25 protein-coding genes and 2 tRNA genes are annotated in these 24,432 nt (G+C 46.8%); 10 read left to right on the forward strand and 17 right to left on the reverse strand.

Annotation, left to right across the window (positions count from 1 at the left end):
* The first annotated feature begins 259 nt into the window (after positions 1 to 259).
* The 5 genes from P9B68_RS04485 (at position 260) to rpsR (ending at position 3,381) form a co-directional block, all read left to right on the forward strand.
* The gene (locus P9B68_RS04485) at positions 260 to 1,297 is read left to right on the forward strand and encodes an RING finger protein (protein ID WP_135656900.1); all 1,038 of its coding nucleotides are present in this window, start codon (positions 260 to 262) and stop codon (positions 1,295 to 1,297) included.
* 25 nt (positions 1,298 to 1,322) lie between these two features.
* The gene (gene galU / locus P9B68_RS04490; protein ID WP_135656898.1) at positions 1,323 to 2,198 is read left to right on the forward strand and encodes a UTP--glucose-1-phosphate uridylyltransferase GalU; all 876 of its coding nucleotides are present in this window, start codon (positions 1,323 to 1,325) and stop codon (positions 2,196 to 2,198) included.
* Between the two features lie 117 nt (positions 2,199 to 2,315).
* Positions 2,316 to 2,612 carry a 30S ribosomal protein S6 gene (gene rpsF / locus P9B68_RS04495; RefSeq protein WP_135656896.1) on the forward strand — a complete coding sequence of 99 codons (297 nt, stop codon included), beginning with the start codon at positions 2,316 to 2,318 and terminating at the stop codon, positions 2,610 to 2,612.
* Positions 2,613 to 2,630: 18 nt separating this feature from the next.
* The gene (locus tag P9B68_RS04500; RefSeq protein WP_135656894.1) at positions 2,631 to 3,086 is read left to right on the forward strand and encodes a single-stranded DNA-binding protein; all 456 of its coding nucleotides are present in this window, start codon (positions 2,631 to 2,633) and stop codon (positions 3,084 to 3,086) included.
* A gap of 40 nt (positions 3,087 to 3,126) precedes the next feature.
* The gene (gene rpsR / locus P9B68_RS04505) at positions 3,127 to 3,381 is read left to right on the forward strand and encodes a 30S ribosomal protein S18 (RefSeq protein WP_135656892.1); all 255 of its coding nucleotides are present in this window, start codon (positions 3,127 to 3,129) and stop codon (positions 3,379 to 3,381) included.
* 399 nt (positions 3,382 to 3,780) lie between these two features.
* Here rpsR and P9B68_RS04510 read toward each other — a convergent pair whose 3' ends face one another.
* The 4 genes from P9B68_RS04510 to speE form a co-directional block, all read right to left on the reverse strand.
* Entirely contained in the window at positions 3,781 to 4,560 is a 780-nt protein-coding gene (locus P9B68_RS04510) for an NYN domain-containing protein (RefSeq protein WP_135656890.1), read from the reverse strand.
* A 118-nt stretch (positions 4,561 to 4,678) separates the two neighbouring features.
* Positions 4,679 to 5,806, reverse strand: coding sequence for an agmatine deiminase (aguA, locus tag P9B68_RS04515; RefSeq protein ID WP_407932263.1), 1,128 nt, complete (start codon positions 5,804 to 5,806; stop codon positions 4,679 to 4,681).
* A 74-nt stretch (positions 5,807 to 5,880) separates the two neighbouring features.
* Positions 5,881 to 7,494, reverse strand: a complete 1,614-nt coding sequence (locus P9B68_RS04520; protein ID WP_135656886.1) for a M20/M25/M40 family metallo-hydrolase — start codon at positions 7,492 to 7,494, stop codon at positions 5,881 to 5,883.
* Positions 7,495 to 7,559: 65 nt separating this feature from the next.
* Positions 7,560 to 8,474, reverse strand: coding sequence for a polyamine aminopropyltransferase (gene speE / locus P9B68_RS04525; RefSeq protein ID WP_135656884.1), 915 nt, complete (start codon positions 8,472 to 8,474; stop codon positions 7,560 to 7,562).
* 420 nt (positions 8,475 to 8,894) lie between these two features.
* On the opposite strand from speE, the gene P9B68_RS04530 reads away from it, so the two are divergent.
* A complete protein-coding gene (locus P9B68_RS04530; RefSeq protein WP_277668521.1) occupies positions 8,895 to 10,178 on the forward strand; it encodes a methyl-accepting chemotaxis protein in 1,284 nt (427 codons plus the stop codon).
* Between the two features lie 35 nt (positions 10,179 to 10,213).
* On the opposite strand, the gene P9B68_RS04535 is transcribed toward P9B68_RS04530, so the two are convergent.
* The 8 genes from P9B68_RS04535 to P9B68_RS04570 all read right to left on the reverse strand — a co-directional run bounded on the left by P9B68_RS04535 (position 10,214) and on the right by P9B68_RS04570 (position 16,272).
* Positions 10,214 to 10,741 (reverse strand): cysteine hydrolase family protein, encoded by a 528-nt coding sequence (locus P9B68_RS04535; RefSeq protein ID WP_135656880.1) that lies wholly within the window; start codon positions 10,739 to 10,741, stop codon positions 10,214 to 10,216.
* 161 nt (positions 10,742 to 10,902) lie between these two features.
* A complete protein-coding gene (dhaS, locus tag P9B68_RS04540) occupies positions 10,903 to 11,466 on the reverse strand; it encodes a dihydroxyacetone kinase transcriptional activator DhaS (RefSeq protein ID WP_135656878.1) in 564 nt (187 codons plus the stop codon).
* A 105-nt stretch (positions 11,467 to 11,571) separates the two neighbouring features.
* Complete coding sequence (locus tag P9B68_RS04545; protein WP_135656876.1) at positions 11,572 to 13,206, reverse strand: class I adenylate-forming enzyme family protein; 1,635 nt, start codon at positions 13,204 to 13,206, stop codon at positions 11,572 to 11,574.
* Between the two features lie 242 nt (positions 13,207 to 13,448).
* The gene (locus P9B68_RS04550) at positions 13,449 to 13,667 is read right to left on the reverse strand and encodes a hypothetical protein (protein ID WP_135656874.1); all 219 of its coding nucleotides are present in this window, start codon (positions 13,665 to 13,667) and stop codon (positions 13,449 to 13,451) included.
* 472 nt (positions 13,668 to 14,139) lie between these two features.
* A tRNA-Leu gene (locus tag P9B68_RS04555) sits at positions 14,140 to 14,226 on the reverse strand.
* Positions 14,227 to 14,298: 72 nt separating this feature from the next.
* Positions 14,299 to 15,282: a M23 family metallopeptidase gene (locus tag P9B68_RS04560; protein ID WP_135656872.1), complete on the reverse strand. Its 984-nt coding sequence runs from the start codon at positions 15,280 to 15,282 to the stop codon at positions 14,299 to 14,301.
* Between the two features lie 80 nt (positions 15,283 to 15,362).
* Positions 15,363 to 15,533, reverse strand: coding sequence for a hypothetical protein (locus P9B68_RS04565; protein WP_167875122.1), 171 nt, complete (start codon positions 15,531 to 15,533; stop codon positions 15,363 to 15,365).
* Positions 15,534 to 15,594: 61 nt separating this feature from the next.
* Entirely contained in the window at positions 15,595 to 16,272 is a 678-nt protein-coding gene (locus P9B68_RS04570; protein WP_462675521.1) for a sugar transferase, read from the reverse strand.
* A 158-nt stretch (positions 16,273 to 16,430) separates the two neighbouring features.
* On the opposite strand from P9B68_RS04570, the gene P9B68_RS04575 reads away from it, so the two are divergent.
* Both P9B68_RS04575 and P9B68_RS04580 read left to right on the forward strand, forming a co-directional pair.
* Positions 16,431 to 17,384 (forward strand): ROK family protein, encoded by a 954-nt coding sequence (locus P9B68_RS04575; RefSeq protein ID WP_135656870.1) that lies wholly within the window; start codon positions 16,431 to 16,433, stop codon positions 17,382 to 17,384.
* 31 nt (positions 17,385 to 17,415) lie between these two features.
* Positions 17,416 to 18,471: an aldose epimerase family protein gene (locus P9B68_RS04580; protein ID WP_277668522.1), complete on the forward strand. Its 1,056-nt coding sequence runs from the start codon at positions 17,416 to 17,418 to the stop codon at positions 18,469 to 18,471.
* A 154-nt stretch (positions 18,472 to 18,625) separates the two neighbouring features.
* Here P9B68_RS04580 and P9B68_RS04585 read toward each other — a convergent pair whose 3' ends face one another.
* The 4 genes from P9B68_RS04585 to P9B68_RS04600 all read right to left on the reverse strand — a co-directional run bounded on the left by P9B68_RS04585 (position 18,626) and on the right by P9B68_RS04600 (position 22,628).
* Positions 18,626 to 19,279: a flavin reductase gene (locus P9B68_RS04585; protein WP_277668523.1), complete on the reverse strand. Its 654-nt coding sequence runs from the start codon at positions 19,277 to 19,279 to the stop codon at positions 18,626 to 18,628.
* Positions 19,280 to 19,370: 91 nt separating this feature from the next.
* The gene (locus P9B68_RS04590; RefSeq protein WP_135656864.1) at positions 19,371 to 20,642 is read right to left on the reverse strand and encodes a replication-associated recombination protein A; all 1,272 of its coding nucleotides are present in this window, start codon (positions 20,640 to 20,642) and stop codon (positions 19,371 to 19,373) included.
* 24 nt (positions 20,643 to 20,666) lie between these two features.
* Entirely contained in the window at positions 20,667 to 21,920 is a 1,254-nt protein-coding gene (locus P9B68_RS04595; protein ID WP_277668559.1) for a serine hydroxymethyltransferase, read from the reverse strand.
* Between the two features lie 54 nt (positions 21,921 to 21,974).
* Entirely contained in the window at positions 21,975 to 22,628 is a 654-nt protein-coding gene (locus P9B68_RS04600) for a TraX family protein (RefSeq protein WP_167875121.1), read from the reverse strand.
* 132 nt (positions 22,629 to 22,760) lie between these two features.
* Between P9B68_RS04600 and nth the strand changes: the two genes are divergently transcribed.
* Both nth and P9B68_RS04610 read left to right on the forward strand, forming a co-directional pair.
* Positions 22,761 to 23,411 (forward strand): endonuclease III, encoded by a 651-nt coding sequence (gene nth, locus P9B68_RS04605; RefSeq protein WP_135656857.1) that lies wholly within the window; start codon positions 22,761 to 22,763, stop codon positions 23,409 to 23,411.
* A 65-nt stretch (positions 23,412 to 23,476) separates the two neighbouring features.
* Positions 23,477 to 23,552 (forward strand) — tRNA-Ala (locus P9B68_RS04610).
* A gap of 251 nt (positions 23,553 to 23,803) precedes the next feature.
* Here the strand turns inward: P9B68_RS04610 and P9B68_RS04615 are convergent.
* The gene (locus P9B68_RS04615; protein WP_135656855.1) at positions 23,804 to 24,385 is read right to left on the reverse strand and encodes a DUF6143 family protein; all 582 of its coding nucleotides are present in this window, start codon (positions 24,383 to 24,385) and stop codon (positions 23,804 to 23,806) included.
* Between the last annotated feature and the right edge of the window lie 47 nt (positions 24,386 to 24,432).

Here is a 24,432-nt window from a genome sequence, read left to right on the forward strand (position 1 = left end):
CATCCTTCTAATCTCATCTAATAGTAGATTTACAAAAAATTCACGATTTAACTGTGCTATAACGAAAATATTATAAAGTATTTTATATACAATGTAAAGGACATTTGCCGAAGGTGGGTGCCAAGAGATGCTTCGAAGCCATAAACGGCGGTGAATTGTGAATGAGATGAAAATTTACGGATAAATTGTTGCAGTTTTAACGGAAATTATATACAATAGGGTAATAAGCCGCTTTATATTTTCTACAGGAGGTTAAAGAATGATTGATTATACAGGTTTACACTGCCCTGTTTGCGGAAAGCCTTTTGCCCGCGACGATGATATTGTGGTTTGCCCGGAATGCGGCGCTCCTTATCACCGCGCGTGTTACGCCAGTGAAGGCAAATGTGTTTTCTCCGACAAACACGGCACTAATACCGCATGGGCGCCGCCAAAGCAGGAAGCCCAAAAGGAACCTGTGAATCGGGCAGAATGTAAAACAAAGCGCTGTCCGCGCTGTGGAAACATGAATTCGCAAAACGCGATGTTCTGCGACCGTTGCGGGCAGTCCCTTACAATAAATCAGCAGGATACACCGGGATTCCAGCAAAATCCGTCGAATCCGCAGAACGGCTTCCCGCCGTACGGCGCTCCTTTTCAACAAGGGCCGGTTCCCTTTCTATTTGATCCAATGGGCGGGGTAAACCCAAACGAGCAAATCGACGATGTTTCCGCCGGGGATATTTCCAGGCTGGTGCAAAGCAACACCCCTTATTATCTACCTGTTTTTATGAATTTAAAACGCTTTGGGAAAAACCGGTTCAATTTTAGCGCATTTCTGTTTTCAGGGGGCTGGATGCTGTACCGGAAGCAGTATAAAACCGGTTCCATTGTAACCGCCGTCATGACGGTTCTGTATCTGATCTCCACATACGTATCGATTCATTTTGCCACTCCTTTGCTGCAGGCCATGTTTCAAAAAGAGGGACTCTCCTTGGATTCCTCGAATGTAACTTATGCACAGATGATGCAGGTTCTTGCCCAGCTTTCCCAGCAGCCGGATCAACAAGTGTTTTTATTCTGCCTGCCGACCATTATCGCCGTAATTCAGTTTATTATTATGCTGATTGTCGGATTTAACGGAAATAAATGGTATTTGAAGCACTGCGTGAGTAAGGTGAAGCAAATCCGCCAGGAGGCGCCGGATGCTACCCACGCTGCAATTCAGTACCAGGAACAAGGCGGCGTAAACACGGCACTTGCAATCTGCCTTTTAATCTGCTATCTGATTGTAATGTATCTTCCTCAAATCTTATAATCGTATATTTAGGAGTTGTTAATTCATGAAAGTAACCAAAGCTGTCATTCCTGCCGCAGGACTGGGAACCCGCGTTCTGCCTGCGACAAAATCTATGCCGAAAGAAATGCTGCCCATCGTGGACAAGCCAGCAATCCAATACATTGTTGAGGAAGCTGTCCGTTCCGGCATCAAAGATATCCTGATCATTACAAACCGCGGCAAAGGCCTGATTGAAGATCATTTTGACCGCGTCCCTGAACTGGAAGCGCGCCTGACCAGCAGCGGGCCGGAAAAAGAGAAAATTTTAAAGGAAATCATCGATATTGCCCATCAAGCAAATATTTACTTTGTGCGCCAAAAGGAAACGCGCGGCCTCGGCCACGCGGTAAACTGCGCAAGATCTTTTGTCGGTAACGAGCCGTTTGCGGTTTTGTACGGCGACGATGTCATTATGGGAGAAGACCCCGCCTGTGCCCAGCTGATACGCGCGTATGAGGAATTCGGCAAAGGCGTTTTAGGAGTAAAGCAGGTTTCCGCCGAAGCCATTACGAAATACAGCTCCCTGAAGGTTGAAAATATTCACGACAATTATTTCAAATGCACAGATATGATTGAAAAACCGTCTCCGGATAAGATTATGTCCCTGTATTCCATCCTTGGCCGTTGCATTCTCACGCCGGATATTTTTGATATTCTGGATAAAACGGAACCGGGCGCGGGCGGTGAAATCCAGCTGACCGACGCAATGCGCACGCTGGCGCGCTCCGTCGGCATGATTGCGGTTGAATACACTGGAAAACGCTACGATATGGGGAACAAGCTCGGAATTATGCAGGCTCAGGTGGAAGCCGCGCTCAAGCACCCGGAAATCGGGGCGGAATTCAAAGCCTACCTGAAGGAACTGTGCAAGGAAATATAAATTTTTATTGACTTCGTAGAAACAGACTGATATAATTATTCTGTTAAGCCGCAATTTTCGGCTTTTATCCTTGCTCCGGATTGATTCCGGGGCCAAAGTCCAAAAGGAGGTGCAATTATGTCTGGAGTAAAAAATTCCTATGAAACCGTATTTATCCTTTCTACTAAGCTTGGTGAGGACGCAATCGCTTCGCTGGTGCAGAAATTCAAGGATCTGATTGAAGCACACGGTACCATCGACACCGTTGACGAATGGGGTAAGCGCAGACTTGCGTACCCGATTCAGAAGCAGGAAGAAGGCTACTACACTTTAATCAGCTTCACGAGCGCGCCTGAATTCACCGCGGAACTCGACAGAATCTTTAAGATTACCGATGGTGTCCTTCGTTCTCTCATCATCCGGAAAGATAGCTAAGAAGGAAGAGTGATTTGAATGCTCAATGTCGCTGTTTTAATGGGCAGACTTGTTGCCGATCCGGAGCTTCGGCATACGCCGAATGATATTTCGGTAACAAGCTTTACACTAGCGGTAGACCGTTCCTATGTAAAAGCCGGAGCGGAGCGTCAGGCGGACTTTATCGACGTTGTCGCATGGCGCAGCACAGCTGACTTTGTGTGCAAATATTTTCACAAAGGGCAGTTGGTTGCGGTGCAGGGTTCCATTCAAACAAGAACCTATACAGACAAAGAAGGTAACAAGCGCAAAGCGTTTGAAGTTGTAGCCGATAACGTCCATTTTGCGGAATCAAAACGCGACAGTACCGGAACGCAGGGCAGCAATTATCATTCGAAACCAGATACCGCCCTTGAGCAGTCTGCTCCTGCTTATGCAAGTGGAGACACAGGCGATTTTGAGGAAATTCCATTGGACGACGATTTGCCGTTCTGATTTCCTCTTTAAATTATGATGAGAAAAGGAGGCTTTTGCCATGGCTGATAAAAACGATAAGCAAGACCGCCGCCCCGGCGGGCGTAAGTCCCGCAAAAAGGTTTGCGGTTTTTGTGTTGACAAGGTAGATTCGATTGATTACAAGGATGTTGCAAAGCTCCGCCGTTTTATTTCTGAAAGGGCGAAGATTCTTCCCCGCAGAGTAACCGGAACATGTGCACATCATCAGCGCGAATTGACCGTCGCTATTAAGCGTGCGCGTCACCTCGCATTGCTCCCTTTCAGCAGCGACTGATATTCACATTCCTGCAACTTAACAAGAAAGAGCGAACGCGGTTGCGTCCGCTCTTTTTCTTTTTCCAAAAAGCACGCTGAAATGGATCCTCACGGTATGAAAGCCGTACTGGTGCGGCGCAAACATTTACAGTATACTGAGACAGGCGCCCTTTATCGGTCGGAAATGCTTTTTGGTTGTCTGTTTTATACAACTTTAAATACTACTCATGAAAAATGTGACTATAAGTCTATATCCGGAAAGACATGTATTTCAGTCAAAGCCATCACCTTTTCATCTTTTCCGGCGCTTCAAATAAAGCGATACAATCTGAATAAAAATACGGTTCGCCAATACAATCTAATAGCGAGAGGCAGCGGCTAAGCCGCTGCCCTATCTCGCTGCCTTCAAGAAAATTTCCTATTTACGGGATTTTTTATTATTGTTTTGAGAAGACGAAGGATTTTTCTCTTTTACATATACAAGACGGTTATACCCATCGCTGTTTTTTTCTGAATAGATATCAAAAATTTTAAAGGATTGAAGGAGCGGGGTAAGCTTTTTAAATCCATAATTGCGAACGTCAAAGTCTGGATAACGGCGCAGCAGCATGTTTCCGATTTCACCCACAAATGCTCGTCCATCATCATCCGATATTTCCTGTACAATGGTCTGAACGGTATTTTTAATAACCTCAAGCGGCGTTGTTTCTACTGTTACGGCTTCTTCTTCCCCGGTTTGCGTTTCTTCACCCTGGGCGGTTGTCTGCGCAAGAACCTCTAAATAGCGAAATTTATTGCAGGCCGAGATAAAAGCCTGCGGAGTTTTCTTTTCCCCCATTCCAACAACATACATGCCGGATTCGCGCAGGCGGACAGCAAGGCGGGTGAAATCACTATCACTTGAAACAATACAGAACCCCTCTACGTTCCCGGAATACAAAATATCCATCGCGTCGATAATCATAGCGGAATCCGTTGCATTTTTTCCAGTTGTGTAGCTGTATTGCTGAATCGGCGTGATAGAATATTCCAGCAGTACGTTTTTCCATGTACTAAGCGCAGGCTTCGTCCAGTCGCCATAAATCCGTTTGTAAGTCGCCACGCCATCGTTTGATACCTCATCCAAAATAAACTTGATAAACTTTTCCGAAACATTATCTGCGTCGATCAGTACGGCTATCCGATTGTCATTGGGCATACCAAGACCTCACTTTATTTTTTATACCTCTATTTTACTAGTATAATTGAATTGATAAAGATTATCAATCCGGAACCGCAGTTTCCGATCAAACGATAGGGCCTCCAACCGTAAAGGCTTATTCTGTGCATTCTTTGCCGCTTGGCTGCTGCTGCGTAATGCAGTGGATATTTCCCCCGCCCAAAAGAATTTCGCGGGTCAAAACGCCCACCACTTTCCGTTCCGGAAACATCTCCCGTATCTGCTCAAGAGCAAGCGCATCGTTTTCATCGCCGTACTGGGGAACAATTACGCCGCCGTTGACAATCAGGAAATTCATATAAGAGCCCGGGCAGAGATCCCCCTCCATTCTCGGGCGGGTTCCTTCTACCATATCAACGCCTTTGGACTCTTCATGGGTGATGCGAACCGGTTTTTTCGGCAGGCAGAGCTTGCAGACCTTCAGCCTGCGTCCCTTGGCGTCAATGGTGTTGGACAGCAAATCGTAAGCATCATGTGCAATCCGATAGAACGGATCATCCCTATCATCCGTCCAAATGCAGGCAACAACGCCCGGACGCACGAAGCAGGCGACATCGTCGATATGTCCGTTGGTTTCGTCCGGGTCAATTCCCTCTTTTACCCACACAACCTTTTCTATGTTTAAGTACTCGCGCAGATTTGCCTCAATCTGTTCCTTTGTAAACCCCGGATTCCTACCGGGACTCAGTAGACAGGATTCCGTAACCAGAACTGTGCCTTCGCCGTCAACGTGAATGGAACCGCCCTCTAAAACGAAACGATCGGGCTTGTAGCGGGTAATTCGTTCGAGTTCACAGATCTTGGCCGCAACAAGCGCGTCCTGATCCCATGGAAAATACAAACCGTCATAAAGGCCGCCCCACGCGTTGAAATCCCAGTCAACCGCCCGGACGTCTCCCCTGTCATTGACAACAAAAGTCGGTCCGCAGTCCCGAATCCACGCGTCGTTGCTGGTCATTTCCACTACGCGAATTTGCCCGCTGTCCTTCAGCATGGCGCTTGCGTTTTCATATTGATCCGGGCTAACGCACATGGTAACCTGCTCGAACTGCGCAATTGCCCTTGCAACATTGCAAAAAACCTCCTGCGCCGGCTTTCCGCCATTGCGCCAGTTGTCCGGTCTCTGCGGCCAAAGCATCCATGTGCCCGTATGATTTTCAAACTCCCCGGGCATTCGGTAGCCGTCTTTTCGGGGTGTTGAATCTTCTTGATAGATTACTTTCACAGCTGCTCTCCTTTCTGCATGTGTTACGTCGGTCGGACCAATCAGGCATTCTTTCTAAGAGGGATCTATGCCCTTTAAGACTTGCCTTCATCGCTCTGCATTTTCTCAATGAAATCCAGTAAAAGCCCCGGAAGCACATCCTGAAAATACGGAAGATACAGCCTTTCCCCCCTTTTGTGCGCATCTTTGCCGATGGGGCCGATATTGATAACTGGGATATCAAGCTGCTGCATTTTTTCAAGCGGATACGGCGTACCGACATTCAGCCCCACAAGGTTTTTCCGCAAAAGGGAAATGTCCTCGTCGTCGCCTTGGAACCCAAGCTCGCTCAAATCCGATATGCCCTCATACACTTCGGACAGCCGAATGTCAATTCCTTCTTCTTTGCGGGCTTCGATCAACTGCTCTGCGATAGCTTCCACTTTCCGCTCTTTCTCGCTGATCCGTAGATTCACGCGGGAAGGGCAGTATGGCGGCAGAAAACCGATGACAAACGCCGGCCCCTCCAATTGGACTTCTCCGCAAAGTTCATTCACAAAGTGCAAACAGCAGTCCTGAATATCCATATCCTGCGGACACCGGCGGATAAATGCCTTTAAGCCTTCCTCATGGCTGCGTCCCGATTTCTGCTCGTATTCCGTACAAAGCTCTTCAAAAGTCCGTATTTTAACAGCCTTTTTTCCCGTGTTGGCCTGTTCCAGCGCATTTTTTGCAGAGGAAACAGCAAGTTGTCGGATCAAATGAAGGATATCCCCCGGCCTTTTCCTTACAAACAGATAATTAAAATACATAGCGAAGCGGTTTGGAACCGTTACGGAATAGCTCTTTCGAAAATCCATTGTCCTCAGGCAGCAAATGGGCGGATATTTTTTTTCCATATAAATTTCCGTAAATTCCGGATTATTCTCAATCGCTATTCCCAAGTGAAATGCCATCAGCGCGGCGCTGATCCCTTCAAAATATTCGCCCACATGGCTTTCCTTCCCCACAGCCAGCACAAAGGGAGTAACCATTCCGATTGTGCCAAGATAAATCCGTCCGCATTCCTTGCTTTCCGGAGTAATGGTCGGTTCGCTGTCAATACAGCAGAGGAATTCGTATTTTTCATCCCGCAGGGAACAGAAATATTCTACCGCCTGATGAATCCCGTTCGCATTGTTCTCTTCATCGACAACCGGTATCCAAAGCAGATTGACTCTCAGTTTTTCCATATGCAGGGCATAATATTTCATAACCGCCCACTGGGCCGCCAGCCCGGATTTCATATCCGCCACCCCCCTGCCGGCGAGATACTCGCCGCTTTGGAGCTCGCTGCGGATTTCTTCGCGGATATCCGCTTTTGAAAGCGCTTGTGTATATTGGAGCGGCTGAAACGCCAAATCCTTCAACGGGCCGCACGCTTCGGTATCGACCGTATCAATGTGGCCGCTGAGAATTATGGTCTTTTTCGTAGTGGGATTTGCCTTCAAAAAAGCTACCAGATTTTTTCTTTTTAAAGGATCGCCCTCAACCATCTGTAAAAATAGGCATTCCGGATTTTCCTGAAAATACGGTATTGTTTTCAGGCTTTCATACAAGAACTTTGTTCCGTTGTTTTCGCAGCCCTCTCGCCCGTTTATGGTGTTCACCGCGCAAAAGTCCAATAAAAAGCGGAGCATCTCTTCCGAATCCAATTCCTTCCGGCGCAACCTGCATCTCTCCTTTTCCGATAAAATGAATGGACCGGTTTTCGCGCCGGCCCATTATTTTGAATTTATTCGACATAATCTTTATGGGGAAAAATCGGGAGCGTATTCGGGTCCGTTCCAGCCAGCATTTCATTTACAAAGGTAGGAAGGGCAAATGCGCCTTCATGGATTTGGGAATTATAATACATGGTTTTCAGGCCGAACGCTTCCCAGCGCTCTGCCTGATGGTCACGCACCGGGTCATATTTTTTGGAAGCAAAACCGAACAGCCAGTGACCGGACGGATACGTAGCGATATTGTACTGGTATACCCTTACGATCGGAAACACGTCTTTGATTTTCCGGTGCGCCTTGCGCATTTCCTTTACATGGAACGAATAATAAGGAGATTCGTGCTGGTTAATCAGAATGCCTTCGTCTGAAAGGACACGGAAGCACTGACGGTAAAATTCCGTGGTGAACAGCCCCTCGCCGGAACCGATCGGGTCTGTGGAATCCACAAGGATCAAGTCATAGGAAGCATCCGGCTTGTTCTTTACATAATTTAGGCCGTCTTCAAAGTGCAGATGGAGGCGCGGTTCATTTGCAATATGGCCCGCTGTCTGCGGAAGATACTGCTGGCAAAGCCGCACAACCCGCTCATCGATTTCCACAAGATCAACACTTTCAATATGTTTATAACGGCATATTTCACGCGATGTTCCCCCGTCGCCGCCGCCGATAATCAAAACGCGCTTGATATCCGGGTTTGTCGCCATAGGCACATGGGCGATCATATCATGGTAAGCAAATTCATCTTTCTGTGTAACCATCATCAGACCGTCTAGTGTAAAGAAGCGGCCATACGTTTCCGAATCGAAAAAATCGATTCTCTGGTAAGGCGTTACCTCCGTATGAAGCGGTTTTGTTACCTTAATCGAAAATTTTGTGCTACTGTCCCAGTTTTGCGTGTACAGAATATCAACAAGAGGATTCTCCATCCTTTGCTCTCCTTTTCATTTAAAATTGATCAAATTGTAAATTATAATAGCATACTGCCCTTCCAATTTCAATTACTATTTTTTCCAATCATTTTTAATTTATCATAATCTTTTTACTGCTGTTTTCACGCTGAATAAGAAAAATTGTCGAATTCTGGCGATTGATCTTTTCCTTTATTTAAAATCCTTAAATTTGATTATGAAGTAGAATTATGGGAATTTTTTTGGTTATTTTCTGTAAAAAATTCGTTATAATTCATTATAAAATAGAATAAATTGACTTATTCTGTTAAAATATATTTTATAGGAATAATTTATCTTCTTACCGCATTTGACTGAAAGGGGCGATTGATGGTCGTACTTTTTACTTCTAAATCCAATATTTCTATCTAGTAATCATTCCAAGGAGGTTAAAACCAAATGAAAAATTTAAAAGATTTGAAACTGCCCCGTTTAAAACTTTCCGATATGAAAATCCAAAAAAGGCTGCTGCTTGGATTTATTATCGGAGCAATCTTTATCGCCCTATGCGGTGGTTTAGGCATCTTGGGAATTTTAAGCAGCAGCGGTTCATTGAACTCTTTCGCTATTGTCTTAATTCTGATCACGATCGTAGGAATCCTTTCTTTAATATCCATATATTTCTCGATTGTGAAAACAATTAGCAAGCCAGTAGAAGAGCTGATCGAGGCAGCTACACAGTTCGCCGAGGGAAATTTGGACGTTAACATTACCTTCCGGTCTCAAAATGAATTGGGCCAGCTTGCCGACGCCTTCCGCTTTGCTATGCAAAGCCTACGCTACGCGATTAATGAAATAACGAATAAACTTGTAAAAATTGCAGAAGGCGATCTTTCCTTAAAGCCGCTAAAGGGTTATGCGGGCGATTACGCTCCGATTGCAACAGCGGTAAATACCATCTTAGATTCATTAAATGGGACATTTAAAAATGTTCTAACCTCCTCCGAACAGATCAGCAACGGCTCAAGCCAGGTAGCCAGCGGAGCGCAAAACCTGGCACAGGGCGCCACGGAACAGGCCAGCGCCATCCAGGAACTTTCCGCAACCATATCCGACGTTTCCCAGCGGGTAAATGAGAACACCGAGCACGTCACCGAGGCAACGTCTTACATAGAGGAAACCACAAAACAGGTGCAGCACAGTAACCAGCAAATGCAGCAAATGCTTGAAGCGATGAATAACATCAATATCTCTTCCAACGAAATCAGTAAAATCATCAAGGTAATTGATAATATTGCATTCCAAACCAATATTCTGGCTTTGAACGCCGCCGTTGAAGCCGCCAGAGCCGGAGCGGCGGGGAAAGGCTTCTCCGTTGTTGCCGACGAGGTACGCAATCTTGCAAGCAAATCCGCTGACGCAGCGAAACAGACAACCCAGTTAATTGAAAACTCCATTGAAAAGGTTACAGATGGAACACAGATTGCCGACAGCACCGCGCAGGCATTGAACATGGCAGCCGAGCAAATGGCAAATGTGCAGGACACCATACGGAAAATAGAACAGGCCTCCACCGCACAGGCAACGGCCATCTCGGAAATAACCAAGGGAATCGAACAGGTTTCCGCAGTCGTCCAGACAAACTCCGCAACAGCGGAGGAAAGCGCGGCCGCAAGCGAGGAACTTTCCGCACAGGCAAAAATTTTAAGGTCCGAAGCCGAAAAAGTAAAACTTCGCGCCTAAATTGCAAACACCCCGTGGAATCACGGGGTGTTTTTTCATCCGTTTATAATCTCAATCTGTAATTCCTTCATAATATCAAGCGCCTCCTGATTCAAGCGCGCGTCGTTACTGGCTGTACAGGCGGCATCCACACGGATTTCCGCTTCCGGAAGCGCCGCCTTTGCCAGCACGGCATTTGAGAGGACGCAGATATTGGAAACAACACCAGCAAACTCAACGCAGTCATACTGCTTGTCCGCGAGATATTCGGCAAGCTGCATGGAACCAAAGGCCGGCTTTTCGAAGCATTTATCTTCGGTACGGCAGAGAGCGGCTATTTTTCCGTACAACCTCCAGCCCTCGGTGTTTTTCAGGCAATGCGGTACGGGAAGCTTCCTTCCCTCCTGTGTATTCAGATAATTGGATTCATGTGTGTCATAAGTAAAGGCTACTTCCCAGCCATTCTTTCGATAGTCTTTTATTTTTTCTGCAATCTGGTCCTCCAGCAAAACCGCATCTTGAAAACCCAGGCTTCCGGAAACAAAATCATTTTGGTAATCCACGATAATCAATATCTTCTTCATAGCAACATCCCTTTTCACGGATTTTCTTTTTATCCATTATAGCACGTTTTCTTTTGAGGCACACAAAATACATAATTTTTTTCTAATTATATTTAGAAAGCCCGTGCAGGAAGCCTTTCCGATCTTTAGAGGGTTCTTGCATGGGCTTGTCATTTCTGGAATCAAACGGAATCCTTTGCGTATTTTTCTATTGCGCGGGGAATATCCCCTTCGATGAGTTTGCACAGGCTATCAACGATACGCTTCGGATCCTCCTGCATATCTTCCAAAATCCATTGCGCCAAAATGCCAATGAAAGCGTAAGAATAAAAATTCGCCATGAAATCTTTCTCACGGTCGGAAACGTTCTTCCCGTTGGCAACTTCATTAATGACCCCCATCATTAAATCATATGTAACCTCGTGCAAAAAATGGTCCAGATGTTCGCGCCCAATCGAATGAAACGTATTCTTGCAAAACGCTTTATTGTCCATAACATACTGGAATATCATCAAAAACCCCTGCGGCCACGTGCTGTAAGTTCGATAACCGGCAATTCCGTCAATCGCTTCCGTACGGTAAATCCAACCCAAAAGGTCGTAGATATCCTGAAAATGATAATAAAATGTCTGACGGTTTACCCCGCATTCCGTTACCACATCGACGACGGTTATTTTATCAAGCGGCGTTTTCTCCATCAGTTTTTTCAGGGAAGCTGCCAATGCTCTTTTTGTTACCGAAGACATAGTTAAGCCCCTCGCTTCGAAAATGGATGTATCATTTATTCGTATGTATTATGGTAACACAGTTATGATTCTTTTACAACAGAACGCGAAGGCTGCGCTTCGGTTTTATTTTGTCGTTTCGGCTTCGACCAAACGCTCGCCGCAGTAAATTTCGCGCAGACGGGGTTTTTCAATTTTCCCGGTCGGATTTCTCGGCACGTCCGCAAAAATTATCCTGCGCGGCCTTTTATAGCGCGGGAGATTCATGCAGAACTCCCGTATATCCTCTTCCGTACAGGAAACATCCGGTTTCAATTCGATGATCGCAGCGGCGATTTCGCCCAAACGGTCGTCCGGAAGCCCAATAACCGCGACGTCCTTTATCGCCGGATGTGCGCGCAAAAAGTCCTCAATCTGTACGGGATAGAGATTCTCTCCCCCGCTGATAATAACATCCTTTTTGCGGTCGACCAGATAAATGAAACCGTCTTCGTCCATACGCGCCATATCGCCGGTAAAAAGCCATCCGTTTTTCAGCGTTTCCGCAGTTGCTTCCGGATTGTTGAAGTAGCATTTCATAACGCCTGGACCTTTCACAATCAGCTCGCCCACTTCGCCCGGGCAAACCTTTTGGCCCTGATCGTCGACAATCGCGGCCTCCCAAAGGTACCCCGCTTTGCCGATTGCGCCTACTTTATGTATATTTTCAACGCCAAGATGCACGCAGCCCGGACCGATGGATTCGCTGAGCCCGTAGTTCGTATCATAAAGATGCTGCGGAAAGACCTTTTTCCAGCGACGGATTAGGCTGGGCGGAACGGGCTGGGCGCCAATGTGCATCAGCCGCCACTGATCCAGACGGTAATCCTGGAGCCGGATGTCCCCATGCTCTATAGCGTCCAGAATATCCTGCGCCCAGGGAACCAGCAGCCAAACAATCGTGACTTTTTCTTCGGAAACCGCCTGTAAAATCCACTCCGGTTTCACCCCGCGAAGGAGCACCGCTTTTCCGCCCGTCAAAAGGCTGCCAAACCAGTGCATTTTCGCACCGGTGTGGTAAAGCGGAGGAATACACAAGAAGACATCCTCATGCGTTTGCGAATGATGATTCTGCTCGGTAAGGCAGGAGGAAATCAACGCCTTGTGCGAATGAAGAATCGCCTTGGGAAAACCAGTCGTGCCGGAAGAAAAATAGATCGCCGCGTCATCGTCGTCCTTCAGATCAACCGCCGGCGCGGTAGATGAACAATACGCAACAAGTTTGTCGTAACTGTCTGCAAAGGTCGGCTTGTTTTCTCCCACATAGAAAAAGGTCTTCACGCCATGCAGATGGTCGAATATCTGCTCCACACGTCCGATAAACTCCGGACCGAACACAAGCGTATTCGCCTCTGCCAGTTCCAGACAGTATTTGATTTCTTCGGCTGTATAACGGTAATTCATCGGAACCGCAAGCGCCCCAGTCTTTAAGATTCCAAAATAAATCGGAAGCCATTCCAGGCAGTTCATCAGGAGGATTGCCACCCTATCCCCCTTTTGAACACCGCGGGTAAGAAGGAGATTCGCAAACCGGTTCGCTTTTATATCGAATTCCCTCCAAGTCATTTCACGGCGATATTTCTCGGAAGAACTGGACTCAATTAAATTATATTCCCGCCATGTAACCGCACGATCCGGCTGGTTCGCCGGATTGATCTCGACCAGACTGATTTCCGTGGGGTAGAGCTTCGCGTTTCTTTCAAGAAAATCTGTAATTGCCATTTTACATCAACTTTCTTCTTTCAATTTGAGATGAAGGGGAATCTCAGTATGATGTGATTTTATTTTTTCCTTCTGTCCGATTATATCATAATTTAGCCAGTAAAACCATTAAAGTAATAAAGTTTATAAAAATAATTTATTTAATAATAAAAATATGTGGTTTAAGGCGAACAGCAAGCATCGTCCTTATGAAAAAAAGCATCCGTCGTCAAACAACGGATGCTTTATCATCAATTTCCATTTTAAAAGAAGGAAATCATATCTGCGGGAATCTGATATTGCCTTGCGATTACCGTCTTAATTTTCTTCTCGTCCAGCGTAGGGAGTTTATTGATGCTGTCTATAAAATGCTTTGTAGGTTGCGCGCATCGTCTTCCGCTCTCATTGTAAAGCTCAATGTTAATTACGCTGATTCCCTCAAAGGTTTTATTGGCAATCACGACAACTTTATCGATTTTCATTTCACCACTCCCTTTCTTCATAAAGAATAATTTAATATTTGACAAAAGTCAACTCTTTTTTTGTATAAAAACTTACCAATAATCAACGCCATTTTTCTGTTTTTACCAATTTTAACGTGTTAAACTTAGGTGATTGTGCCAACGAATTCATTTCCTATGTTTTACAGTCCGATCCTACTCTGCATTTCCAACTGTTCCGCTCTTTTCAAAATCGGGAACGAAACACCGGTACACAACTGGGATGCGATCAAAAGAAATAATATAAAAATAGAATCCTTCAGATATGCCAAAAACACCGTAGCTGAAAAGCTGCGGTGTTTTTTTTGCATACTGTGCCCGCGTTCCGCGAGTACCCACATTTTCCGAAATGATTCGCCTTTCTGCTGCTTCCCCCACCACCTGCACCGCAGTTCGCATTATGAATCCGTCAACGTGAAAAAGCAGCCCGACCCATAAGGGCTGGACTGCTTTTTGGTGCTGGTGGCCAGACTTGAACTGGCACGGTGTTGCCACCGAGGGATTTTAAGTCCCTTGCGTCTGCCGATTCCGCCACACCAGCGTGCAAACTGTCAAATTGGCGGTTCAACGTTTGCTATTATAGCATAGTGTGGCGGAAAAATCAATGAAAAATTTACTGCTCATATTGGATTTCGATTGGAATTTTCCTGCAGTATTCTTTGGTCGTTGGGTTACGGACAACCGCTGACTGGTTTTGGCGCAGCAGCTTTGTGAGCTGATAAACATCCACCCAGATTTCATTGTTGCATTCCTTTTGGCTCTCATCAAAAATAAGCTGAAGCCCAAAATGCAAATGGCTTAGATTAATGTTATTGACATTCTCCTTTGTGCTGTAGCCCGTATGGCCCACATATCCAATTACGTCGCCCGCGGTAACTGTCTGCCCAACCGCCAAATCCGCCGCATACGGGCGATTTTGCCTTAAATGGGCATAATAGTAATACCGCATCTTATCAAAGCTGCGAATCCCGATGCGCCATCCCCCGTATTGGTTCCAGCCAAGCGCTTCCACCACGCCGGACTCCACCGCAATGACAGGCGTTCCGGTCGCCGCAATCATATCATGACCTAAATGCTGCCGCTTATAACCGTAGGTTCGCGCGGCTCCAAAATCATCGTAATCATGATAGGGAAACGATTTGGCAATTGGCGAAAAGCCGATCAGGCCGTATTTTTCCTCGCCGTTGATTTTGTAACTGCCCAGCAAGCCTCCCAAAACGGCTGTGTATGCTTTATGATAATACGTATAATGTTTCATATTCTTCGTTAGTTCATCGATGCTCTGCGTTTGCAGCTTTTCGACAAGGATATCCATATCATTGCTCTTATAATGGGAGAAATTCCCGCCGTACTTCGCCGCAAGATAAGCAAGCAGTTCAATCCAATTATATTTTATCTCCTTGTCATGTGAAGAAATATCGAGGTTCATTGCTTTTTTCAATGCGATATAGGGAACATTAAACTCAACATATTTTATGTAGTCGCCTGCCGAAGCCTGTGTCTCGGCAACGGCAGGCGCGCTTCGATTAAAGCAGCTGGAGGAGGCAAAAACAACTGCAGCAACGAGCAAAAGAAAAAGAGCTATTATTTTTTTCATTTTCATACAATTGTAAAACAAGCGATCACCTACTGTCCTACAATTATTATGATGACAATGAGAAAAATATAGCTCAAAAATTAAAGATCATCTGCATCCTGATCCGGTTTTTGCCCGTCCTGGGACGTTCCCGTATAACTTCCCAGTATATCGGACGGGATATCGCCCCTGCCCATATTCGGAAGCGTTGAAGCCATCTTGTAAGCCTTTCCTTCTTTCCTCTCACAACGTTGCTTGCGGTCTGCATCCATAGATTTCACCTCGCCCTTATTATGAGCGGCAACGGGAAAATTATGAATGCATTACGAACTTTTATTTGAGAACGGCCCCAACCGTCTGGAACATAATTTTTATATCATTGAAAAGCGTGATGTTTTTCATGTATTCCAGATTATACGCCATCTTAGGAGGCAGAATCTGCTCAATATAAACCTGTTCCGGATTTTCCGCCGCATTTAAAAGGCGATCTTCGTCCTTAAAGGCAATGCTTGAGGTTGCGGTTATTCCGGGACGGATTAAAAGTGTCGCCATATACTCCGGCGTATAGGCTTCCACATATTTCCGCACCTCCGGACGGGGACCGACCAGGCTCATGCTGCCGTTCAATACATTTAATAACTGGGAAAATTCATCCAGCCTTAATTTGCGGATAATACGGCCCATTCTGGTAATGCGCGGGTCGTCCCCAACCGTAAGCGGCGGGCCGATCTTATCGGCATCCAGAACCATGGTTCTGAACTTAAAAATCTTAAAATCCGTATTATAGCGGCCGACACGGGTCTGACGGTAAAAAACCGGGCCTTTGGAATCCAGTTTGATTGCAATCGCCAACAGGAGAAAAAAAGGAGACAGCAAAGTTAAAATAATAAGGGATACAACGACGTCAAACACCCGCTTTAAGAAAAGGGAAAATTTTCGTTTATTCAGTATTTCGACATATTCTTTTGTATATTTGTTTTTCATACTTTCTGGCAGGGTTTCGAAAATCACGATACGCTCTCCATTCTGATTTGTTTGTAGTATTATAGCACATTTTTGAGTCCGATAACAAATTTACCACATTCCTTATGCAATATGTTTACATTTCATGCGTCGAAATGTTATACTATAAGCAATATTGCGAAACAGCGAATAAAGGGGATATGGTAATGTATTATCTTGGTATTGATCTGGGCGGGACAAACATCAAAGTTGGTGTGGTTGATGAAAATAACCGGATCATCGCGACTGCGAAAAAAAAGACCCGCGTACCCTGTTCGTCGGACGAAATGTGCGAACAACTTGCCAGTACTGCTTACGAGGCGCTGGAAAACGCCGGAATATCCATTGATGATGTTCCATGGGTTGGAATCGGAACTCCCGGTACGATAAACCGCGACACCGGTGTGGTGGAATTTTCAAACAACCTGCATTTCAAGCATTTTGAGCTAAAAAAACTGCTGGAAGCCAGAATGAACAAGAGGGTTATCGTTGAAAACGACGCCAACGCCGCCGCATACGGCGAATATCAGGCAGGCGCTTTGAAAGGAACCAAAAACGCCCTTGCCATTACGCTAGGGACGGGCATTGGCAGCGGTATTATTATTGACGGTAAAATCTACGCCGGTTCTAATTTCGGCGCCGGTGAAATGGGGCACACGGTTATTGCGTATAATGGGCGCCACTGCACCTGCGGCCGCGACGGATGCTGGGAAACCTATGCTTCCGCCACCGGTTTGATCCGTTCAACAAAGGAAGCCATGGAAAAAGTAAACGATCACAACGCGCCGATCTGGAAACTGGTCAATAATGACCTGAACAACGTAGACGGCCGTACCGCTTTTGACGCAATGCGCGCAGGCGACCCCACCGGAAAAGCGGTTGTAGATGAATACATAGCCTACCTTGGATGCGGCCTGGTGAACTGCATTAACACATTCCAACCGGATGTCCTCTGCATCGGCGGCGGCATCTGCAATGAAGGAGAAACCCTTCTGAAGCCCCTGCGCGAATATGTTGCCAGTCAGGCTTATACCATCAGCGAGGACAAGCGGACAAAGCTCTGCAGGGCAATGCTCGGCAATGACGCCGGAATCATCGGCGCCGCTTTACTTGGAAAATAATTTTATTCCATAATATAAAGAGGAGAACAAAATGAGTCTTGATAAATCGATTTTCGGGATTCTGCCGGACGGTACGGAAGTTGAAAGCTACATCCTCAAAAACACCGGCGGAATGACCGCGCAAATCATCACGTACGGCTGCCGGATTGTGAAATTGCTTGTACCGGACAAACGGGGAAATTTCGGCGACGTGGTGCTGGGGCATGACAAGCTAGAGGATTATTTGGCACAGGGAGACGTTTTCGGCGCTGTTGTGGGCCGCTTTGCAAACCGCATCGGCGGAGCGGAATTTACAATCGACGGCAAGCGCTATGCTCTTACCGCCAATAACGGCAGGAATTCCCTGCACAGCGCCCCCGGTGGAATTCAGGACCGCGTCTGGAGATTGAAATGCAGCAATCATGACGACGACGCGCCTTCCGCTACTTTTTCCTATTGCAGTAAGGACGGTGAATGCGGATTTCCCGGTAACCTTGATATTACGGTTACCTATTCCCTTTCCACCGATAACGCCTTAATCATAGAATATACCGCAAAAACCGACCACGAAACGCCGGTTAACCTTACAAACCACTCATATTTCAATATCAGCGGAAACGCCAAAAAAGATATTTTATCACAGGAACTGCAAATAAATGCCGATTATATCACGGCGGTCGGTCCCGATTTAATTCCGACTGGCGAGCTGCTGCCGGTCACGGGTACAGCCTATGATTTCAATAAGCCCAAAACCATCGGGCAGGATATCCGGGCAAACGACAGCTTATTAAAAAGCTTCGGCGGCTATGACCATAATTTCGTGCTGAAAGGCGGGGACGGGATGAAAAAAGCCGGCGAGCTTTACGACCAGGTGAGCGAACGGGTAATGTCCGTTTTTACCGATATGCCCGGCATACAAGTTTATACTGCAAACGGTATTACCGTTGATACGGGAAAGGGCGGCATAAAATATCGGTCGCACCACGCGATCTGCCTGGAAACACAGTTTTTCCCCGATTCCATGCACCATGAAAATTTCCCGTATCAAAACCTGAAACCGGGTGAAAAATACGAGCACACAACCATTTACAAATTTACAGTTCGATGAAAAAGGGCGGCCCGCTTACGCAGGCTGCCCTTCCTTTCTGAAAAGCATAGAAAAGGGCTTGCCGCCTGTTCTTCACAGGCAGCAAGCCTTCTCCGGGTTTTGCTTTCTTTTAATACTCTCCCAACGTTTGGGGGCATTTAAACCGGCAGCTCTTTTATTTACGTTTAAAAGCGGATTTCGGAGCGCCACAGATCGGACAGACCCAATCATCCGGCAAATCCTCGAAAGGAACATCGGGATCATTGTAAACATAACCGCAAACCGTGCAGACCCAACTGTTCCCATCCAGTTCTTCTTCCGGCTGTTCAGCCTGATAGGTCGGCGCATTTTTCGGCGCCTTGCCCTTAATTACCTTATGATAGTAATCGTACGTCATGGGCTTGCCCTTTGCTTCGTCGCTTCCGGCAACGACTTCCGCAATAAAGATGGTATGCGTAGGTGTTTCCACACTATTCACTACGCGGCAGAGCAGCCAGCAGCAGATGTTCTCTTTCAGAACCGGGACGCCCTCTGCCAAAATCTTATGGCGGACATTGCTGAGCTTATCGATATCGCGGCCGGAATTAAAACCTAATGCGCCGATTACTGCGCCGGAGGTATCCTCCGACAAAACGGAAACGGTAAAAATGCCGTTTTTTACAATGCATTCATGGCTATAATTATTGTGGTTCATGCTTACCGCTATCATATTCGGGTCGTTGCAAACCTGAGCAACCGTATTTACGATACAGGCGGAAGCTTTCTTATCATCCTTCACACCAATCGCATACATGCCGTATGTCAAATTAAAGAGAATTTCGTTTTTCATAACGTTCACCTCCCATTTATATCCATGATAGCACTCCGGCGCACTACGCACAAGACGATAATACAAAAATTTTAAAAAATTAAAATAAATTTCATTTATTTTCCCCTTTAATCCTGCTCCAATAAGCCTGATACGCCTGCTCCGTCTTATTCTGCCCATATTTATAATACCGGACGTCTTTCAATTCATACGGCAGATACTGCTGTTCCACCCATTTGTCCGGATAATCATGGGGGTATTTATAAAACTGCCCTTTATTGGGGTTGTCTTCCCCATCATAATGTTTATTTTGAAGCTGGCGGGGAATATTCCCGATTCTTCCCTTTTGAATATCGGCAATTGCGGCGTTGATTGCGCAGTACGCCGAATTGGATTTCGGGGCATTGCATACCAGTACCACCGCATCGGCCAGCGGAATACGCGCTTCCGGAAAGCCGACCTGCATCGCGGCATCCACTGCCGCTTTCACAATCGGGATAATCTGCGGGTAGGCAAGGCCTACATCCTCGCATGCACAGACCATCAGCCGCCGGCAAATGGAAGGCAGGTCCCCGGCCACAATCAAACGCGCCAGATAGTGAAGCGCGGCATCAGGGTCCGAACCGCGCATCGACTTTTGAAACGCAGAAAGGATATCGTAATGCTCGTCCCCTGCACGGTCATACCGCAGGGCGCTGCGCTGAGTCAGCTCCTTTGCTTTTTCCAGCGTTACAAAGCAAGAGCCGTCTTTCTCGTCGCCGGAAAGCACGCAAAGTTCCACCGCATTCATCGCCTTGCGCACGTCCCCGCTGCAAGCAGAAGCAATCACCTCGGCCGCGCCGTCCTCCACCTGGATTTTCCGGTTCTGCTCCTGCTCCATGAAACGGAAAGCACGCTGTACCGCCAGCAGGACATCTTCTTTTTCCACAGGCTTGAACTCAAAAACCGTAGCCCGGCTGAGAATCGCGTTATAAATATAAAAATACGGATTCTCCGTTGTCGAAGCAATCAGCGTGATCTGTCCGTTCTCAATAAACTCCAGCAAGGTTTGCTGCTGCTTCTTATTAAAATACTGGATTTCATCAAGGTAAAGTAGGATGCCGTTCGGCGCGGCAAAGGTGTCAAGCTGATCCACCACCGAACGGATATCCGCGGTTGACGCCGTCGTTCCGTTCAGTTTATACAGGCTGCGGTTGGTTTTCTTTGCAATGATGGAAGCTAGCGTGGTTTTTCCAATTCCGGACGGCCCGTAAAAAATCATATTCGGAATAACACCGGAATCAATAATCCGTCGCAGAGCCTTGTCCGGATCAAGAAGATGATGCTGGCCGACAATGTCGTCCAGACTCTGTGGGCGCAGCCGGTCTGCTAAAGGTGCCGCCATGGTCACCACACCACCCTGTTTTCGTTATTCATATAAAGGATAGCGGCTGCAGATTTCTGTAACCATCGCACGAATTTCTTCTTTTCTTGCATTAAAATCATTGATAACAAAGCTAATGCATTCGGCAATCTTATCCATATCCTGTGTATTCAGGCCGCGGGTTGTAATTGCGGGGGTGCCCAAACGGACGCCGCTGGTAATGAACGGGCTGCGCTGCTCATTCGGCACGGTGTTTTTATTTGCGGTAATATAAACCGCGTCAAGGCGCTGTTCAAGCTCTTTTCCGGTCAGCTCCATCCCGCTCAGGTCGATCAGCATCAGGTGATTATCCGTACCTCCGCTGACCAGCCTTACGCCACGTTTCATCAGTCCGTCCGCAAGGGCCGCGGCATTCTCGACTATGCGATGGCCGTAATCCTTAAACTCCGGCTTCAGCGCTTCGCCGAAGCATACCGCCTTGCCTGCAATAATATGCATCAGCGGCCCACCCTGCGTGCCGGGAAAAATTGCTTTATCTATGGCTTTTGCATATTCCTCACGGCAAAGGATCAAACCGCCGCGGGGCCCGCGAAGGGTTTTGTGCGTAGTGGAAGTAACCACATCCGCCCATTCAACCGGGTTGGGGTGCTCACCGGCAGCGACAAGCCCGGCAATATGCGCCATATCCACCATCAGATATGCGCCGCACGCATCGCAGATTTCACGGAACCGTTTGAAGTCAATGATTCGCGGATACGCGCTCGCGCCCGCAACGATCATTTTCGGTTTTTCCTTCATGGCGGTTTCATAGACTTTATCGTAATCAATCCGTCCTGTTTCGGGGTCTACTCCATAGGGAATGAAATGAAAATATTTGCCTGAAATGTTCACCGGGGAACCGTGTGTAAGGTGGCCGCCTTCCGAAAGGCTCATCCCCATTACGGTGTCTCCGGGATTCAAAAGGGCAAAATAAACCGCAATATTGGCTTGCGCGCCGGAATGCGGCTGTACATTGGCATGCTCCGCGTGGAAAAGCTCACAGGCTCGATCTCGCGCAAGATTTTCGACGGCATCAACATACTGGCATCCGCCGTAATACCGTTTTGCCGGGTAACCTTCCGCATATTTATTCGTCAGTACGCTGCCCATAGCGGCCATGACGGCGGGGGAAACAAGGTTTTCGGAGGCAATCATCTCCAGATTGCGCTGCTGGCGCTTTAATTCTTCCTTCATCGCCGCTCCGACTGCGGGATCCGATTGAGAAATAAAGCCTATGGTATCCATCATATCGCTGTACAATTTTATCATTCCCTTTCCCTGAATTATTTATTGATAATTATACACGATCATGTGCTAAAAGGCAACTATACGTACAAAATACAGCAGTAACAAATGCGCTGGATAAAATACGTAAAAAAAGTATTTCCAGTCCGGCTTTCCCTTCTTCCCACTATAAAACAGGATTGGAACGCCGGCCGCCGCGGCATACAATTTTATCGTTCCCGTTAAGAAACTGTAACCCGTATTAAACAGAACAAACAGGAGAACCCCTTTGGTTTTTACATCCCGTAAGCAATAAAAGAGGATAACGAGCGTTACGCCGAACCACCCATAGTCCGTGTGGAGCACCTCTGCCGTTAAGACAGGAATGACCGCGAGAGTACACGCTAGAAAGGGCTTTGTTTCCAGAAATGTCCGGAGAAAGGAAATCGCCGCCAGCCCAAAGAAAAGGGTAAAAAACACATTCTGTTTTTGAGGATTCCAAATCGTACTGTAAAATGCAAGATCATACGGTATTTCGGACAGCAGCGCAAACAGAAACAGGCGTCCGAGATAGGCCCGTACATTGGAAGTATAAAGGACCCCCTGCGCGATAAAGAAGCAAAAGAGCGGGAAAGAAAGCCTGCCAATTATACGGAACAACGGAATCTGCGGGAAAAATATGGCTCCGATGTGATCGATCAGCATAGTAACAATTGCAAGAATTTTTATCTGCGCCCTGGTCATATTTTCCCCAGCTTCCATTTTTTGATGTATTTACCAATATGATATTTGATAAACTTTTCCCTGTCAACTTGTACTTTTGTGAAATCTAAGATAAAATAACAATACATCAACATTTTGCAGGAGGGAATGGTTATGACCCGGAAACAGCGCGCGGCTTTGGCGGTGGAAGCTTTAAAAAAAGAATATCCGGACGCCATCTGTTCCCTTACCTATACCGACGCCTTTCAACTGCTGGTCGCAACCCGCCTGTCCGCACAGTGTACGGACGCAAGGGTAAACCTTGTTACCCCTGCCCTCTTTGAAAGGTTCCCCGACGTGGATGCCTTTACGAAAGGAACAGTCGAAGAAATTGAAGAATTAATCCGTACCTGCGGGCTTTACAAGACAAAGGCACGGGATATTCTTGCCATGTCCAAAATGCTGAAGGAGGAATACGGTGGCGTGGTGCCGGACACAATCGAAGAATTGACCCGTCTGCCGGGCGTGGGCAGAAAAACCGCCAATCTGGTGGTCGGCGATATTTATCACAAACCGGCGGTTGTCACAGACACACACTGTATCCGTATTTGCGGAAGAATCGGCCTGAGCGAGGGCAAGAACCCATTTAAGGTGGAAAAACAGCTTCGCGAAGTACTGCCTATGGACGAGTCAAACGACTTCTGCCACAGGCTTGTTCTGCATGGCCGGAAGGTTTGTACCGCCCGGAATCCGCAATGTGAAGAATGCTGTCTAAAAGACATCTGCAAATTTGGAAAAGAAAAGTTGTCGGAAAAATTAAAATAATAGTTGAAATTGCCGTGCCAACGTGATATAATTATTTACGTCGCGCGGGAGAAGTGCGGAAATATGGGCCTGTAGCTCAGCTGGGAGAGCGTTCGGTTCGCATCCGAGAGGTCAAGGGTTCAAATCCCTCCAGGTCCACCATGCAAGAGGAAATCTGTAAAAAGATTTCCTCTTTTCTATTTTCACACTGCTGCGTGCAAGCACTGTGGATTTCATCTTTCCATTTTCTCCGGATTTCACCCCGGAAAAATTTTGAAGTAAAATTCAATGCCTCTCAGACTGTCGAAGAACCCATCCTTCGCTTAACGCGTCGGATGGGTTCTTCGACAGTCTGAGCAAGGTACCTTGAAAGCACCTTGCTTCTTTATAAATAATAGCTTCTTGTCCTGCGCTCAGTTCTTTTGCGTATAAAATGCAAAACAGGATATTTTTTCTTCCCACCAACCGAAGGCAATTCTCCCCGCCGCAGCTGAAACGTCCTCCGTCACCGACAAGAAAACAAGGAATGAACCCCCGGGCGGAAAAATCAATTTCCCGTTTTCGGTATCCACCACAGTTGTTCCCGATTCTCCCCTGCGCACAAACGCTTTAACCCCGCCGGTCGGTTCGCCGGATACATTCGATGCTACCTGCAATTGAACACGAGGATGCGGAACGGGGCGAATCGCTGTATTGGACGGGGTTACCGGAACGGATTCGAACGAGCCCTTGGGCGGGGTTGCGTTAAACCAGAATTGGGCGCGGAAGGGCGAATCCGATATATCGGTTACCGTCCAAACATTCACATATAAATTGACGCCGGAATTCGGCGGATTGTATAGCCGGGCCCAGGCGCTGGTTCCATTTCCAAGGCTTAAATTATCCCCATAACCCATAAAATAATTGCCGTTCAAGGATTCGTACAATTCGATCGGAATGTTTACACTTTGATCATAACTATACCGAATGATGTTCGGCCCAGCAGAATTGAGCATAATGTCACCTTTTTCTGTTGCTTTCGTATCCCATTTTATGTGGAATT

The organism is Caproiciproducens galactitolivorans, from assembly GCF_029266045.1.
GTDB lineage: Bacteria > Bacillota > Clostridia > Oscillospirales > Acutalibacteraceae > Caproiciproducens > Caproiciproducens galactitolivorans.

What these genes read in the sequence shown, in the direction of transcription:
- P9B68_RS04535 (WP_135656880.1), bottom strand. Translation starts at nt 10,741, where the DNA reads ATGAAGAAGATATTGATTATCGTGGATTACCAAAATGATTTTGTTTCC.
- P9B68_RS04510 (WP_135656890.1), bottom strand. Translation starts at nt 4,560, where the DNA reads ATGCCCAATGACAATCGGATAGCCGTACTGATCGACGCAGATAATGTT.
- P9B68_RS04600 (WP_167875121.1), bottom strand. Translation starts at nt 22,628, where the DNA reads ATGACCAGGGCGCAGATAAAAATTCTTGCAATTGTTACTATGCTGATC.
- rpsF (WP_135656896.1), top strand. Translation starts at nt 2,316, where the DNA reads ATGTCTGGAGTAAAAAATTCCTATGAAACCGTATTTATCCTTTCTACT.
- P9B68_RS04585 (WP_277668523.1), bottom strand. Translation starts at nt 19,279, where the DNA reads ATGAAAAACGAAATTCTCTTTAATTTGACATACGGCATGTATGCGATT.
- P9B68_RS04530 (WP_277668521.1), top strand. Translation starts at nt 8,895, where the DNA reads ATGAAAAATTTAAAAGATTTGAAACTGCCCCGTTTAAAACTTTCCGAT.
- P9B68_RS04485 (WP_135656900.1), top strand. Translation starts at nt 260, where the DNA reads ATGATTGATTATACAGGTTTACACTGCCCTGTTTGCGGAAAGCCTTTT.
- P9B68_RS04500 (WP_135656894.1), top strand. Translation starts at nt 2,631, where the DNA reads ATGCTCAATGTCGCTGTTTTAATGGGCAGACTTGTTGCCGATCCGGAG.
- speE (WP_135656884.1), bottom strand. Translation starts at nt 8,474, where the DNA reads ATGGAGAATCCTCTTGTTGATATTCTGTACACGCAAAACTGGGACAGT.
- nth (WP_135656857.1), top strand. Translation starts at nt 22,761, where the DNA reads ATGACCCGGAAACAGCGCGCGGCTTTGGCGGTGGAAGCTTTAAAAAAA.
- P9B68_RS04565 (WP_167875122.1), bottom strand. Translation starts at nt 15,533, where the DNA reads ATGGATGCAGACCGCAAGCAACGTTGTGAGAGGAAAGAAGGAAAGGCT.
- P9B68_RS04560 (WP_135656872.1), bottom strand. Translation starts at nt 15,282, where the DNA reads ATGAAAAAAATAATAGCTCTTTTTCTTTTGCTCGTTGCTGCAGTTGTT.
- P9B68_RS04615 (WP_135656855.1), bottom strand. Translation starts at nt 24,385, where the DNA reads ATGCTCAATTCTGCTGGGCCGAACATCATTCGGTATAGTTATGATCAA.
- P9B68_RS04590 (WP_135656864.1), bottom strand. Translation starts at nt 20,642, where the DNA reads ATGGCGGCACCTTTAGCAGACCGGCTGCGCCCACAGAGTCTGGACGAC.
- P9B68_RS04545 (WP_135656876.1), bottom strand. Translation starts at nt 13,206, where the DNA reads ATGGCAATTACAGATTTTCTTGAAAGAAACGCGAAGCTCTACCCCACG.
- dhaS (WP_135656878.1), bottom strand. Translation starts at nt 11,466, where the DNA reads ATGTCTTCGGTAACAAAAAGAGCATTGGCAGCTTCCCTGAAAAAACTG.
- galU (WP_135656898.1), top strand. Translation starts at nt 1,323, where the DNA reads ATGAAAGTAACCAAAGCTGTCATTCCTGCCGCAGGACTGGGAACCCGC.
- P9B68_RS04550 (WP_135656874.1), bottom strand. Translation starts at nt 13,667, where the DNA reads ATGAAAATCGATAAAGTTGTCGTGATTGCCAATAAAACCTTTGAGGGA.
- rpsR (WP_135656892.1), top strand. Translation starts at nt 3,127, where the DNA reads ATGGCTGATAAAAACGATAAGCAAGACCGCCGCCCCGGCGGGCGTAAG.
- P9B68_RS04580 (WP_277668522.1), top strand. Translation starts at nt 17,416, where the DNA reads ATGAGTCTTGATAAATCGATTTTCGGGATTCTGCCGGACGGTACGGAA.
- P9B68_RS04575 (WP_135656870.1), top strand. Translation starts at nt 16,431, where the DNA reads ATGTATTATCTTGGTATTGATCTGGGCGGGACAAACATCAAAGTTGGT.